The sequence below is a fragment of the Butyricicoccus porcorum genome, from assembly GCF_002157465.1.
GTDB lineage: Bacteria > Bacillota > Clostridia > Oscillospirales > Butyricicoccaceae > Butyricicoccus_A > Butyricicoccus_A porcorum.
The window spans coordinates 1-14,026 of record NZ_NHOC01000001.1 but is presented as its reverse complement, the minus strand read 5'-3'; the positions used below and the strand labels follow the sequence as shown (position 1 = coordinate 14,026).

General features: G+C 52.4%; 11 protein-coding genes, 2 tRNA genes, 2 rRNA genes and 1 pseudogene. 10 read left to right on the top strand and 6 right to left on the bottom strand.

Annotated features, from left to right (window positions below):
- Positions 1 to 4: 4 nt before the first annotated feature.
- Together CBW42_RS14865 and CBW42_RS14860 are read right to left on the bottom strand one after the other, a co-directional pair.
- Positions 5 to 352 carry an arsenate reductase family protein gene (locus tag CBW42_RS14865; RefSeq protein WP_165761003.1) on the bottom strand — a complete coding sequence of 116 codons (348 nt, stop codon included), beginning with the start codon at positions 350 to 352 and terminating at the stop codon, positions 5 to 7.
- 99 nt (positions 353 to 451) lie between these two features.
- A pseudogene (locus CBW42_RS14860) lies at positions 452 to 667 on the bottom strand (GIY-YIG nuclease family protein); the annotation flags it as partial.
- 380 nt (positions 668 to 1,047) lie between these two features.
- Between CBW42_RS14860 and CBW42_RS00065 the strand changes: the two are divergent.
- The 5 genes from CBW42_RS00065 to CBW42_RS00050 all read left to right on the top strand — a co-directional run bounded on the left by CBW42_RS00065 (position 1,048) and on the right by CBW42_RS00050 (position 5,962).
- The gene (locus tag CBW42_RS00065) at positions 1,048 to 2,442 is read left to right on the top strand and encodes an NCS2 family permease (RefSeq protein WP_087016545.1); all 1,395 of its coding nucleotides are present in this window, start codon (positions 1,048 to 1,050) and stop codon (positions 2,440 to 2,442) included.
- 522 nt (positions 2,443 to 2,964) lie between these two features.
- A complete protein-coding gene (locus CBW42_RS00060) occupies positions 2,965 to 3,999 on the top strand; it encodes a substrate-binding domain-containing protein (protein WP_087016543.1) in 1,035 nt (344 codons plus the stop codon).
- Positions 4,000 to 4,375: 376 nt separating this feature from the next.
- Positions 4,376 to 5,407, top strand: coding sequence for a substrate-binding domain-containing protein (locus CBW42_RS00055; RefSeq protein ID WP_165760979.1), 1,032 nt, complete (start codon positions 4,376 to 4,378; stop codon positions 5,405 to 5,407).
- A 126-nt stretch (positions 5,408 to 5,533) separates the two neighbouring features.
- Positions 5,534 to 5,680 (top strand): DUF2812 domain-containing protein, encoded by a 147-nt coding sequence (locus tag CBW42_RS14295; RefSeq protein ID WP_108721033.1) that lies wholly within the window; start codon positions 5,534 to 5,536, stop codon positions 5,678 to 5,680.
- A gap of 12 nt (positions 5,681 to 5,692) precedes the next feature.
- Positions 5,693 to 5,962, top strand: coding sequence for a hypothetical protein (locus CBW42_RS00050; RefSeq protein WP_087016539.1), 270 nt, complete (start codon positions 5,693 to 5,695; stop codon positions 5,960 to 5,962).
- Between the two features lie 14 nt (positions 5,963 to 5,976).
- On the opposite strand, the gene CBW42_RS00045 is transcribed toward CBW42_RS00050, so the two are convergent.
- The 4 genes from CBW42_RS00045 to CBW42_RS00030 form a co-directional block, all read right to left on the bottom strand.
- Positions 5,977 to 6,720 carry a YwaF family protein gene (locus CBW42_RS00045; RefSeq protein WP_087016537.1) on the bottom strand — a complete coding sequence of 248 codons (744 nt, stop codon included), beginning with the start codon at positions 6,718 to 6,720 and terminating at the stop codon, positions 5,977 to 5,979.
- Between the two features lie 65 nt (positions 6,721 to 6,785).
- Positions 6,786 to 7,151, bottom strand: coding sequence for a hypothetical protein (locus CBW42_RS00040; protein WP_087016535.1), 366 nt, complete (start codon positions 7,149 to 7,151; stop codon positions 6,786 to 6,788).
- A gap of 15 nt (positions 7,152 to 7,166) precedes the next feature.
- Entirely contained in the window at positions 7,167 to 7,460 is a 294-nt protein-coding gene (locus tag CBW42_RS00035) for a hypothetical protein (protein ID WP_087016533.1), read from the bottom strand.
- Between the two features lie 63 nt (positions 7,461 to 7,523).
- Positions 7,524 to 8,231, bottom strand: a complete 708-nt coding sequence (locus tag CBW42_RS00030) for a 5'-methylthioadenosine/adenosylhomocysteine nucleosidase (protein WP_087016531.1) — start codon at positions 8,229 to 8,231, stop codon at positions 7,524 to 7,526.
- A gap of 119 nt (positions 8,232 to 8,350) precedes the next feature.
- Here CBW42_RS00030 and CBW42_RS00025 point away from each other — a divergent pair, with 119 nt between their 5' ends.
- From CBW42_RS00025 to CBW42_RS00005, 5 genes are all read left to right on the top strand, one after another.
- On the top strand, positions 8,351 to 8,812 hold the full coding sequence (locus CBW42_RS00025) for an S-ribosylhomocysteine lyase (RefSeq protein WP_087016529.1): 462 nt from the start codon (positions 8,351 to 8,353) through the stop codon (positions 8,810 to 8,812).
- A gap of 588 nt (positions 8,813 to 9,400) precedes the next feature.
- A 16S ribosomal RNA gene (locus tag CBW42_RS00020) occupies positions 9,401 to 10,923 on the top strand.
- Between the two features lie 129 nt (positions 10,924 to 11,052).
- Positions 11,053 to 11,127 (top strand) — tRNA-Ala (locus tag CBW42_RS00015).
- 79 nt (positions 11,128 to 11,206) lie between these two features.
- Positions 11,207 to 11,283, top strand: a tRNA-Ile gene (locus tag CBW42_RS00010).
- Positions 11,284 to 11,541: 258 nt separating this feature from the next.
- Positions 11,542 to 14,026 (top strand): 23S ribosomal RNA (locus CBW42_RS00005); the annotation flags it as partial.

The window sequence follows — 14,026 nt, the reverse complement described above, 5'->3', positions numbered from 1 at the left end:
CGGATTACAGCAGTTCTTCCCATTCCTTCTGTTTGAAGCCAAAGAGGGCAAACCCGTCTGCGACGAGGACGGGACGGCGCACGAGCATACCGTCGCTCGCGAGCAGCGCGAACTGCTCGTCTTCGCTCATATCCGGCAGCTTTTTGGACAGCTCCAGTGAACGGTACAGCTGTCCGCTTGTGTTGAACAGGCGCTTGAGCGGCAGACCGCTTTTGGCATGCCAGTCACGCAGCTCCTGCTCGGTGGGGTTTTGCTCTTTGATGTCGCGCACTTCTACAGGAATGTCGCGCGCATCGAGGAAGGCACGCGCCTTTTTGCACGTGCTGCATTTGGGATAACAGACAAACAGCATGGGGATTCTCCTTCCGTCCGGTTCGGTTTGTATTCTGGAAAATGATGTAAGGGACAGCCTGTCCGGCACATGGCCGCGGATGAGCTGTTCCTTTTCCGTCTTTGTCAGTGTTTTGATGCGGGCTTCGAGCTGAGCCGCGGCGGTATGGCCGGGGGCGCGCCAGATCGCCTCCATACATACCGGACGGCGGGAGGCGGTATATTTTGCCCCGCCCCGCAGTTTCCCGGTATGTTGAGCAAACCGGCGCGCCGGGTCGGTTGTGATGCCGGTATACAGCGAACCGTCCGCACAGCGCAGCATATAAGTGTAATACATAGGTGCTCCGTTTCTGTTTTTTTCAGTATAGCATACCGACACGCGGAAATACAGGCCAGAATGCCTGCGCAATGTATCCAAAAGGTGCCATTGACGGCAGGGGTACGGCTGTGGTACGGTATAGGTGAACGGATTGACGGGATATTAGGGCGTATCTGAACAGTCGAAATTTTGACTCTTTTTGCAAATGCGGGCAGCTTTATCGTGAAAAACACTTGAAATCCGAAAGGATTCCTGCGAGTCTTTTTGTTGAAACAGCCGCCCCTTTGCGAAAGTTTCGTCATTTTTCTGGTTCTCAGATAGCGTCTGGCACGGCGATTTTCGTGCTGTGTGCCGCAATCTGCTCGAAAAAAGGAAAAACAGGAAAAGGAGTGAAAGGAATGGAAAACTTTTTCCATATCAGGGAACGCGGCTCGAATGTGAAAACGGAGGTCCTGGCAGGTATTACGACCTTCATGACAATGGCGTATATCCTCATGGTCAATCCGGGCATTTTCAGCGATCTCGGCGACGGCTATTACAATGCCGTTTATATTGCGACAGCGCTCTCTGCCGTCATCGGTACGGTACTCATCGGCCTGCTGGCCAATCTGCCGCTCGCGCAGGCGCCGGGCATGGGACTCAATGCGTTCTTTGTCTATACTGTCTGCTTCGGCATGGGCTTCACCTATGCCAATGCGCTGGTGTTTGTCCTGATTGACGGCGTTATTTTTCTGCTTCTGACGGTCACCGGTCTGCGCAGAATGATTTTTGAGGCGATTCCGAAGACAATCCGAATTGCAATTCCGGCAGGCATCGGTCTGTTTATCGCGTTCCTCGGCTTCCAGGACGCGGGTATTGTTCAGCCGAATGAAAGCACGGGTGTATCTCTGGCATCGTTCAACCTGCTCGGAGGACAGACATGGGGCGATATCATGCCGATGGTTATCACGGTAATCGGTATCTTCCTCATCGCAATTCTGACCAAGCGCGGCGTCAAGGGTGCGATTTTCTGGGGCATTCTGGGCTGCACGGTGCTGTATTATGTATGCGGCATCCTCGTCCCGGGCTTCTATGACGGCTTCGGCGCGAATTTCAGCTTTGCGCCGTTTGCGGCATTCAGCGATTTCACAAAACTGTCGTTCGGCAAGGTGTTCACAGAGGGCTTTGATTTCAGCATCTATTTGGCGAGCCATTCCACGGCGGATCTGGTCATTACCTTTATTTCCACCTCGCTCGCATTCTGCATGGTCGATATGTTCGACACGCTGGGCACGCTGTATGGCGCGTGCGCGCGCGGCAACCTGTTGGATGAAACCGGCGACGTGCCGAATATGGAAAAGGCAATGCTGTCCGACGCCATTGCAACCACCTGCGGCTCGATCTGCGGCACCTCTACGGTAACTACGTTCGTCGAATCGTCGGCAGGCGTTGCAGAAGGCGGGCGCACCGGGCTGTCAGCACTCGTCACAGCGGGTCTGTTCTTTGTCTCTCTGTTCCTGACCCCGATCGCTTCCCTGATCCCGTCTGCGGCGACGGCAGCGGCACTGGTTTATGTCGGCATTCTGATGATGAACGGTGTAAAGGAAATCGAATGGACTGACCCTGCGGTTGCCGTTCCGGCATTCCTTGCAATCGCCATGATGCCGTTTACCTATAACATCAGTTATGGCATTGCATTCGGCGTGCTGTCGTATATCGTCATTCATGCGTTTACTGGCAAGCTCCGCGAGGTCAATGTAGGTACCTGGATCATCGGCGTACTGTTTGTCGCCATGTTCCTGCTGACGCACTGAGTTTGCGGCAGAATCAACCCGATATACACCGCCCGGCGCACGGCGCGCCGGGCGGTTTTTTTATCTCGCGGCGGTGTGTCAGGCTGCGGCGGCTGCGTATGGACGCAATTTTTATAAATTGCGACAACAGGCGGAACTACCTGCAATTTGGTGCAGAATGGCATGAGGATCATTCACATCGGTAACACCAGGGAGGATGGCAGGAGAGCAGAAAATATGTAGTAGAATGACATCAGAAAATGCACAATGCACAGGAAAAATGCAGCATACGATTATTTTTGGATAAAAAGCAGAATTTATTTGTTGAAATAATCGAAAACATTAAGGTGTTACATGCGAAATTTGTGTAGCTTATAAAGACAAGAGAATAGAACTATTTGGGAAAATACACAGCAGAATTTTGTTAAAAAGCAGGAAATGCATATTTTAGGGCAGGAAAAGTGATTGCAACAAATCTTGCATGTGTCATAATAGTACCACGGAATGCGATTTGCGCATGACGGGAAAGAGAGGAAGTAGAAAATGAAAATGAAAAAATGGATGGCGATGCTTGTTGCAGGCGCACTGTGCGCAGGCATGATGGCAGGCTGCGGGTCTTCGTCGGATTCGACGGATCAATCCGCGGCACAGGCAAGTGACAAGACATTTGACGGCAGCATTTCCTTCATCATCTCTCACAAGGATGAGTATCTGGGAACGCTGGATCAGGCGGCAAAGGCGTCTGCTGAGTCCAAGGGCTGCACGCTGACATCCACCGACTGCGCGGATGACATGGACAAGCAGATTGACTATGTGCGTGCGGCTGCCGAGAACAAGACGGATGCAATCATCATCGTTCTCGCGGACGATACGCGCGCAGATGAGGTCGTTGAGGCGGCCGGCGACACAAAGGTCGTATTCCTCAACCGCATCCCGCAGGATGAATCGGTACTCGACGAAAACCATGTGTATGTCGGTTCAAATGAGGACGACTCCGGTACCTATCAGGGTGAAATGCTCGCGGATGCACTCAAGAAGGAAGGGAAGGAAAGCGTTGCTTATCTGATGTTCGAGGGCACGGAGGGGCTGGTTCACACCACCAAGCGTACCGAGGGCGTGCTCAAGGCACTCGACGCGGCGGGCATCACCGCGACGGCGGCAGCAGAGACGGTTGACTGCGGCTATGACCGTACAAAGGCAATGGATCAGATGAGCATCATGCTGGCAGAGGGTCTGGATATGTCCAAGGTCGACTGCATCATTGCAAACAACGACGCAATGGCACTGGGCGTACTCGAATCGCTCCGCCAGAACAAGGTTGATACCTCCAACCTCAAGGTTGTTGGTGTCGATGGCACCAACGCAGGCTTGCAGGCCATTTCCGACGGCATCATGCTGGCAACGGTCTACCAGAATGCGGTCGGACAGGCAACCGCGGGCGTACAGGCGGCAATCAATCTCGCCAGCGGCGCAGATCTGTCGACCGACATCTCCTATGAAACGGATCAGGACAATGAAAACATCATCTGGGTTCCGTTTGAGAAGATCACAGCTGACAACGTTGCAGAATACTTCTGAGTTGTAATGCTATCAATACGAAACACAGGGCGCGTACCTTCGGGTGCGCGCCCCCTTTTTTATGCCGTGAATGGCAGGCTTTGGGGAAAACCGGCGCGGACGGTTCGGAAACCACCACATTCCGACGCATTGCGCGCCGGAGCCTGCGTGGGTCTGCGTGCAAATCAGAGGGCTTTTTGGCGCAGCGCGGCGGATTCGACAGCAATCGGACAAAACGGAGAATTTTAACACAGATGATACATGAATAGCAGGAAATGTATATTTTAGGGCAGGAAATGTGATTGCATCCCAAAAACGCTGTGCCATAATGTTTATGTTTGGATTACTGAATTCTATGGAAACGATTCACAAAGGGAAGAAAGTGAGGAAACTCATCATGAAATTCAAAAAGTGGATGGCAGCTTTGCTGACCGGTACCCTGTGCATGGGTATGATGGCAGGCTGCGGATTTACACCGCTCAATGCGGAAGAGGAAACGGCAGAGGAAAGCACTGCCTTTGCGGGCGAGCTGGAGCTGATTCTTTCGCAGAAGGATGAATACCTGAGCTATCTGGATCAGGCGGCAAAGGCATCTGCGGAAGCGCATGGCTGCACGCTGGCCTCGCTCGACTGCGGCGGAGATATGGATCGGCAGCTGGAATATGTCAAGGCTGCGGCAGAGGGCGATGCGGGTGCGATTCTCGTCGTACTGGCGGATGACACACGTGCAGATGAGGTCATAGAAGCGGCAGGCGGCAAGCCGGTTGTCTTTGTCAACCGCATTCCGCAGGATGAGTCGGTGCTGGATGAAACGCATGTCTATGTCGGCTCGGACGAGGATAAGTCCGGTACCTATCAGGGCGAGGCGTTGGTTTCATACTTTGAGAAACAGGGCAAGGACAGCGTCAATTACCTGCTGTTCAAGGGCAATGAGGGCCTGATTCACACCACCAAGCGCTCGGAAGGTGCAATTCAGGCGCTTGAGGACGCCGGCATTTCCACCAATGCGGCAGAAGAACCGGTCGATTGCGGCTATGACCGCGCAAAGGCGATGGAACAGATGACACTCATGCTGGCAAATGGACTGGAAGTGTCCGGAATTGACTGCATCATTGCAAATAACGATGCAATGGCGCTGGGTGTCATTGAAGCACTCAAGCAGAATGGGGTCGATCCGAGTGGCATTGCCATTGTCGGCGTCGACGGCACGAATGCAGGCCTTCAGGCGATTCGTGACGGCGAGATGCTGGCAACCGTACATCAGGACGCAGTCGGTCAGGCTTCCGGAGCAGTACAGGTTGCCATCAATCTGGCGGGCGGCGCAGACCTCATGGAGGGCGTCAGCTATGAACAGGACAAGGACAACGGTTCGCTGATTTGGGTTCCGTTTGAGCTGGTCACCGCTGAAAACGTGGACGATTTCAACTGATACAAAATCGGATTCAACTCCCGTCCGTATGGGCGGGAGTTTTTTGCGCACGGCGGTGCGGACAGAAATCGCGCGCCTGCGCGAGCTGCTGGCCAACGGGGAAGCGGTTACGAAGGAGTGGACGACATGAGGAAAGTAATCCACAGAACATTTTTTGCATGGGAGCACGAAAAGGAAGAGGACTGGCTCAACGGAATGGCGGCGCAGGGCTGGAACTTTGTGGACACGACACCGTTCCGTCGGCTCAAACAGGAACGGGAGATACACGAATAAGGAGGCGTTACAGTGGAACAGATTTCATCGATTTTTACCGCAGTGGTCTGTGTAGTCGGCGTCATATGCGTGGCACTGTTGCTGTACAAGCTGCGCCAGCAGGGAAAGGAGCAGCCGAATGAGGAAAAGCAGGAACGCGTCTCACGCCGCGGGACAACCGGAATGTGTCTCGGTGTCTGCATTGGCGCGCTGCTCAGCGTGACAGGGCTGATTTCTACCGCATACGGCGTTTGCTTCGGCATGCTGATCGGACTTACCGTCGGGACATATCTTGCGAAATAATGCGAAACAGCCGGTCAAATCGACCGGCTGTTCCTATATCTGTGCGCAAGCGCAAACGGTGCGTCCATGAGAACCATCACGCAGAAAATCACAACGGCGAACAGCAACAGATATCCTGCGCGGCTTCCGCCCGCGAGCTGTGCGAGCCATACGAGTGGAGAGCCGGGGGACGGCAGCTGTAAAAACATATAATTCGCGTGGAAACAGGAATCAAACCATGCAATTGGCGGAACAACGGCGCACAGAAACAGGACCGGCTTCCACACGGCGGACAGGCACGGACGGATAGCACCGCTTGCAGTTTGCACAACGATATACAGTACAATCAGCCCGTGAGCGGCGAAGCTGTGCAGCGATACAAAGCTGAAAAACGGGTATATCGTCCAGTCGGGAAACAGCAACGCTGCACAGGCACCCGGCAGGCACAGTGCATACAGCACCTGCCCGAGCCAGTCGGGTTTCCACAGGCTGTGAATGGCACAGAGATACACCGCCATGCCACACAGGTGCAGCGGAAGCTCATAAAGATTCATACAGCCCATACAGTGGTATACGATGGTACGCACAATATCCAGCAGGACAATGGAAAGGCCGAGGGCCTGCGTCAGGTGTCGGCGCGCCGATGCCTGTGCCGCGCGGAACCGGCAGGCGCACACAAGACAGAGCAGGGCAATGGCCATGAGCGCGCCGAGATGCGGCGCGGAAAACAGCGCAAAGCCCACACCCGGCGGGAGGTCGGCGGCATAGGTAAAGAACAACGGAACATTCCTCCTTGGAAGGAAAAAATATCCGCCCCACGGCGCTGTGCGGGACGGATTGCGGGTCACGATTTGCGGTTTTTGGACTTGACGGTATCATCTGTGCGCGGGCGCAGCGGCCACGGGCGATCCTCCCCCATCTTGCGGCGCGTGCGGTAATATACCACATAGACCAGCAGTGTGGGCAGGTTGATGATGACAAACGACAGCACCAGCGTCAGGATGGCACCGCCGATTCCGCCGGTTTCCGCCATCTGAGAAAAGACAGACGGTGCGGATTGAATGATTGCCACAACCGAGATGATAAAGAATGCAACCGGCATGACAAGTCCGGCCGTGCGGCTCGGCTTGCGTGCGAAATAGCGTTCAAAATACCACAGTCCGAACGCGATGACCGCGATGAGGACGAGGGAAAATACAATAGCAGTCATGATGAATGCCTCCTGTCAGACAGAACGGTGATAGAAAAAGCCGAAAATCGCACTGACACCTGCGCAGAGCGCAAAAAATGCGAAATCACCGAGACAGGCTTGTGTAAAACCGGCGACAATCAGCTCACGGATGCAGACAATCAGGAATGCAGCCGCAGCAATGGCACAGAAAATACACAGCCATTTCCACAGCGGGCGGTTTTCCGGGTGCTGTGGGATGGTAAAATCCTCCTGAATCGGACGATGGCAGACTGGACATTCCGTCTCGCCGTCTTCGATGCGATTGCCGCAGTACTGGCAGATTTTCATGATTGCAGAGTCTCCTTCACTGTTTCTGGAATGGTATCAGTGTAACACACTTTGCGGAGCGGTTCAACCGCGGAATGGTGCTGTTTCCGCGTCGGACAGCTCCAGCATCTTCAGAATCAGTGTGGCAGAGGTGCGTGCGGCATCCCCGATAAAGTTGTCATAGCTCTCATCGGCATTGTCATCGGCGGCATCCGACATGGTGCGGATGACCAGATACGGCTTATCGAACATGAAGGCCGCATGTCCGATTGCGGCGCCCTCCATCTCGACACAGGCGGGCGCAAAGCGTTCGTTGATCGCCTGCTTGGTCTGTGCATCGCTGATGAATTTGTCGCCGGAGACAATGCGGCCACGGCGGTAACGGCCTTCCATTTCCGGAAGCGCCTCACAGGCGCGCACGCACAGTGCGGCAAGCGCCTCATCCGCCGGGAAAAACGCGCGCTGCGGATAGTATTTCAGCATGACTTCATCCTGATCGTGGAAGCCTGTCTCACTGCTGATGACGACATCGAGGATGTGCAGGCCGTGTGCCATGGCGCCCGCAATGCCGACATTGACGATGCAGTCCGCGCCGAATTTGTCACAGACGGTCGCAGCGCAGACGGCGGCATTGACCTTGCCGACGCCGCAGCAGACGAGCACAACTTCGTGCCCGGACACCGTTCCCTCATAGAAGACTGTGCCGAACAGCGGCGTTTCGTTTTTGATATCCATGTGCTTGCGGATCAGTTCGATTTCGGCGTCCAGTGCGCCGAGAATTCCCCATTTCATAGGTAGTGTTCCTTTCTTTGCGGTAAATTTTGCTGCTGTACCTATTATAAAAAGCGGGGTTGCATTCGTCAATGCGAATCCGTATAATGAAGAAAAAACCAAACGTCAGGAGCAGAAATATGAAACGAATTGCGAGCTTTTGCATCAACCATGATACCCTCACTGAGGGAATGTATACATCCCGCGTGGACGGCGATGTCATCACCTATGATATCCGCATGGTAAAGCCGAACCACGGCGAATACCTTGATCCGCCTGCGCTGCACACATTTGAACACCTGTTTGCGACCTATGTGCGCAACACGAAATACAGCGATGCCATTGTATACTGCGGTCCGATGGGCTGTCGAACCGGTTTTTATTTCCTCGTGCGCGACACGATGACGCAGGAAACAGCGATTGCACTGGTGCGCGAGACGATGCAGTTCGTCTGCGAGTTTGAAGGCACCATTCCAGGTTCCGCAAAGGAAGAATGCGGCAATTATCTGTCGCACGATCTCGAGGGCGCAAAGCGCATGGCTGAGAAAATGCGCAGTGTGCTCGCCGACTGGACACCGGAAAAGCTGGTGTATCCGGAATAAAAAAGGGCTCCCTCCAACAAAGGAGCCTTTGCGCATCAACGTGCGGTTTCCGTGCGCCATTCGAACGTGACTTCCTTTATCCACAGGTATTCAAACGGGTGATGGGTTACCCGTCGAAGTATTTCAAGAAAATTTGAAAATAGTTGTTGACAACGGTCGAAAAAAATGGTATCCTATTCAGGCACTCAACGAGAGCGACACGAAAAACCGAAGAATTTGTTGAGATTACTGGCCGGGAGGCAAAAAAGTGCTTGACAAAGTGGTTTGAATGTGTTAAACTAAATGAGTTGCCGCTGAGAGATCGGCGAAACAATCGAATCAAGTTTGAAAAAAGAAATGAAAAAAGTTCTTGACAAACCTCTGGTGAGATGATATAATAACTAAGCTGCTACGCTGAAAGGCGAACAGCGAAAAGCATTGTACCTTGTAAATTAAACAACGCAAGTTTGAACGAATTACAAACCTGAAATTCTTTTGAAGTTTATACTCAGAAGACCACCGGAAGCTGTAACTTCGGTATAAAAAACAACAGCAAGCCAGCTTAAAGCTGAAATTTGATTATAACGGGCTTTGCTCGTGATAATACAATTTTTAGAGAGTTTGATCCTGGCTCAGGATGAACGCTGGCGGCGTGCCTAACACATGCAAGTCGAACGGAGCACTGAGACTTCGGTTTTTGTGCTTAGTGGCGGACGGGTGAGTAACGCGTGAGCAATCTGCCTTTCAGAGGGGGATAACGACTGGAAACGGTCGCTAATACCGCATAACGTATTTTGCAGGCATCTGCGAGATACCAAAGGAGCAATCCGCTGAAAGATGAGCTCGCGTCTGATTAGATAGTTGGTGAGGTAACGGCCCACCAAGTCGACGATCAGTAGCCGGACTGAGAGGTTGAACGGCCACATTGGGACTGAGACACGGCCCAGACTCCTACGGGAGGCAGCAGTGGGGAATATTGCGCAATGGGGGAAACCCTGACGCAGCAACGCCGCGTGATCGAAGAAGGTCTTCGGATTGTAAAGATCTTTTATCAGGGACGAAGAAAGTGACGGTACCTGATGAATAAGCTCCGGCTAACTACGTGCCAGCAGCCGCGGTAATACGTAGGGAGCGAGCGTTATCCGGATTTACTGGGTGTAAAGGGCGAGTAGGCGGGCTGGTAAGTTGGAAGTGAAATGTCGGGGCTTAACCCCGGAACTGCTTTCAAAACTGCTGGTCTTGAGTGATGGAGAGGCAGGCGGAATTCCTAGTGTAGCGGTGAAATGCGTAGATATTAGGAGGAACACCAGTGGCGAAGGCGGCCTGCTGGACATTAACTGACGCTGAGGAGCGAAAGCGTGGGGAGCAAACAGGATTAGATACCCTGGTAGTCCACGCCGTAAACGATGGATACTAGGTGTGGGAGGTATTGACCCCTTCCGTGCCGCAGTTAACACAATAAGTATCCCACCTGGGGAGTACGACCGCAAGGTTGAAACTCAAAGGAATTGACGGGGGCCCGCACAAGCAGTGGAGTATGTGGTTTAATTCGAAGCAACGCGAAGAACCTTACCTGGTCTTGACATCCCGGTGACCGGCATAGAGATATGCCTTTCCCTTCGGGGACAGCGGTGACAGGTGGTGCATGGTTGTCGTCAGCTCGTGTCGTGAGATGTTGGGTTAAGTCCCGCAACGAGCGCAACCCTTATTGTTAGTTGATACATTTAGTTGATCACTCTAGCGAGACTGCCGTTGACAAAACGGAGGAAGGTGGGGACGACGTCAAATCATCATGCCCCTTATGACCAGGGCTACACACGTACTACAATGGCAGACATACAGAGGGAAGCAAAGCTGTGAGGCAGAGCAAATCCCTAAAAGCTGTCCCAGTTCAGATTGCAGGCTGCAACCCGCCTGCATGAAGTCGGAATTGCTAGTAATCGCGGATCAGCATGCCGCGGTGAATACGTTCCCGGGCCTTGTACACACCGCCCGTCACACCATGAGAGCCGGTAATGCCCGAAGTCCGTAGTCTAACCGCAAGGAGGACGCGGCCGAAGGCAGGACTGGTAATTAGGGTGAAGTCGTAACAAGGTAGCCGTATCGGAAGGTGCGGCTGGATCACCTCCTTTCTAAGGAGACCATGAAGCTTGAAACAGAGCTTTGTAAATTCCTAGGTCAATTCAGGAATGAGTCATTCAAACGAACGTTGTTTAATTTAGAGGGCATAATGCCCTTACAAAAGGAAATCAATTTCATATGGGGGTGTAGCTCAGCTGGGAGAGCACCTGCCTTGCAAGCAGGGGTCAGGAGTTCGATTCTCCTCATCTCCACCACTTACTTTTCTTTTTATAGAAGAAGAAAGGTAAGCAAAAGAAGAACAATTCTTTTGCTGATATTGATTTCCTTTCATATGGGCTTATAGCTCAGGTGGTTAGAGCGCACGCCTGATAAGCGTGAGGTCGATGGTTCGAGTCCATTTAAGCCCACCACTAACATCCCAAAGGATGTTAAACTCTGCACCTTGAAAACTGAACAGCGAGAAAACGACAAAGCAACAATAGGAAATTAAAATTGTTATTCTGGGAAATTGCGAAAAGCAAACTGAAATAAAAGGTTTTAACGATCCAATTGTGGCGAAAGTACGAAAGTACTACTACAAATTAGCTATAACAAAAGATAACCGAGATTACTCACAATCTTAAGTTACTAAAATAATTCCTGATCTGACCGGATCAGGTCTTACAGCTGGTCAAGCTGTAAAGGGCGCAAGGGGAATGCCTTGGCACCAGGAGCCGACGAAGGACGTGACAAGCTGCGATAAGCTTGGGGGAGCTGCAAATAAGCATTGATCCCAAGATTTCCGAATGGGGAAACCCGCATGAGAGAAGCTCATGCAGCTCATACTGAATCAAATAGGTATGAGTGGGGAACCGCCTGAACTGAAACATCTAAGTAGGGCGAGGAAGAGACATCAACAGAGATTCCGCTAGTAGTGGCGAGCGAACGCGGAAGAGGCCAAACCTGAGGTAGCAATATCTCAGGGGTTCGGACTGCAATATGTAGTGTGAAAGATAGCTGAACGCTTTGGGAAGAGCGGCGAAACAGGGTGACAGCCCCGTAAGCGACATCGGAAGCACGCTAGCAGTATCCAGAGTACCACAGGACACGAGGAACCCTGTGGGAAGACGGGTGGACCATCATCCAAGCCTAAATACTACCTGGTGACCGATAGCGAAGCAGTACCGTGAGGGAAAGGTGAAAAGGACCCCGGGAGGGGAGTGAAAGAGAACCTGAAACCTTGTGCCTACAAGCACCGAGAGCACGTTCATGTGTGATCGGGTACTTTTTGTAGAACGGTCCGGCGAGTTAATGTATGTAGCAAGGTTAAGTGACTGGAGTCACGGAGCCGCAGCGAGAGCGAGTCTGAACAGGGCGAATTAGTTACATGTATTAGACCCGAAACCGGGTGACCTATCCATGAGCAGGCTGAAGTTGCGGTAAGACGCAATGGAGGGCCGCACCCACGTCCGTTGAAAAGGCCGGGGATGACTTGTGGATAGCGGAGAAATTCTAATCGAACTCGGATATAGCTGGTTCTCCCGAAATAGCTTTAGGGCTAGCGTTATGATAGATTACCGGAGGTAGAGCACTGAATGGGCTAGGGGCCGCGAGGTTACTGAACCCTATCAAACTTCGAATGCCGGATAATTGGTTCATGGCAGTCAGACCATGTGAGATAAGTCGCATGGTCAAAAGGGAAACAGCCCAGATCCGCAGCTAAGGTCCCAAATGAATACTAAGTGGAAAATGATGTGAAATTGCTAAGACAACCAGGATGTTGGCTTAGAAGCAGCCACTCATTCAAAGAGTGCGTAATAGCTCACTGGTCGAGTGATTTTGCGCAGAAAATTTAACGGGGCTAAGTATTCAACCGAAGCTCGGGCAATGTTTGAAACATTGGGTAGGGGAGCGTCGTATGCGGGGTGAAGCGTGATCGGAAGGACACGTGGACTTCATACGAGTGAGAATGCCGGAATAAGTAGCGAGAATTATGTGAGAATCATAATGGCCGAAAATCTAAGGTTTCTTGGGGAAGGTTCGTCCGCCCAAGGTTAGTCGGGAGCTAAGGCGAGGCCTAACGGCGTAGTCGATGCACATACGGTTGATATTCCGTAACCACCGAAGATGTTAAGCTGAGGGACACTTTCATTAAGTCTGACCCGGGCGATGGTTGCCCCGGGCGTAAGGGACCGAAATATAGTAGGGAAGCAGATGGCGTGAGAGGCGAGAAAAGCTCAGTGTATTGTCCAGGTGCCCGTACCGCAAACCGACACAGGTAGATGGGATGAGTATTCTAAGGCCAACGGGAGAATGGTTGTTAAGGAACTCGGCAAATTGGCCCCGTAACTTCGGAATAAGGGGCGCCTCTGAGAAGAGGCCGCAGTGAAAAGGCCCAAGCGACTGTTTAGCAAAAACACAGCTCTCTGCTAAATCGAAAGATGACGTATAGGGGGTGACGCCTGCCCGGTGCTGGAAGGTTAAGAGGAGATGTTAGAGCAATCGAAGCATTGAATTTAAGCCCCAGTAAACGGCGGCCGTAACTATAACGGTCCTAAGGTAGCGAAATTCCTTGTCAGGTAAGTTCTGACCCGCACGAATGGCGTAACGATTTGGGCACTGTCTCAACAGCCAGCCCGGCGAAATTGTAGTACCGGTGAAGATGCCGGTTTCCCGCAACTAGACGGAAAGACCCCATGGAGCTTCACTGTAGCTTGATATTGGATTTCGATATTTCATGTACAGGATAGGTGGGAGGCTTGGAAGCAAGTGCGCCAGCATTTGTGGAGCCAACCTTGGGATACCACTCTTGGAATATTGGAATTCTAACCTGCGGCCATGAATCTGGTCGGGGGACACTGTCAGGTGGGCAGTTTGACTGGGGCGGTCGCCTCCTAAAGAGTAACGGAGGCGCTCAAAGGTTCGTTCAGCACGGATGGAAATCGTGCAGTGAGTGTAAACGCAAAAACGAGCCTGACTGCGAGACTGACGGGTCGAGCAGGAACGAAAGTTGGAGTTAGTGATCCGGCGGTATGTGAATGGAAATGCCGTCGCTCAACGGATAAAAGCTACCCTGGGGATAACAGGCTGATCTCCCCCAAGAGTCCACATCGACGGGGAGGTTTGGCACCTCGATGTCGGCTCATCGCATCCTGGGGCTGAATTCGGTCCCAA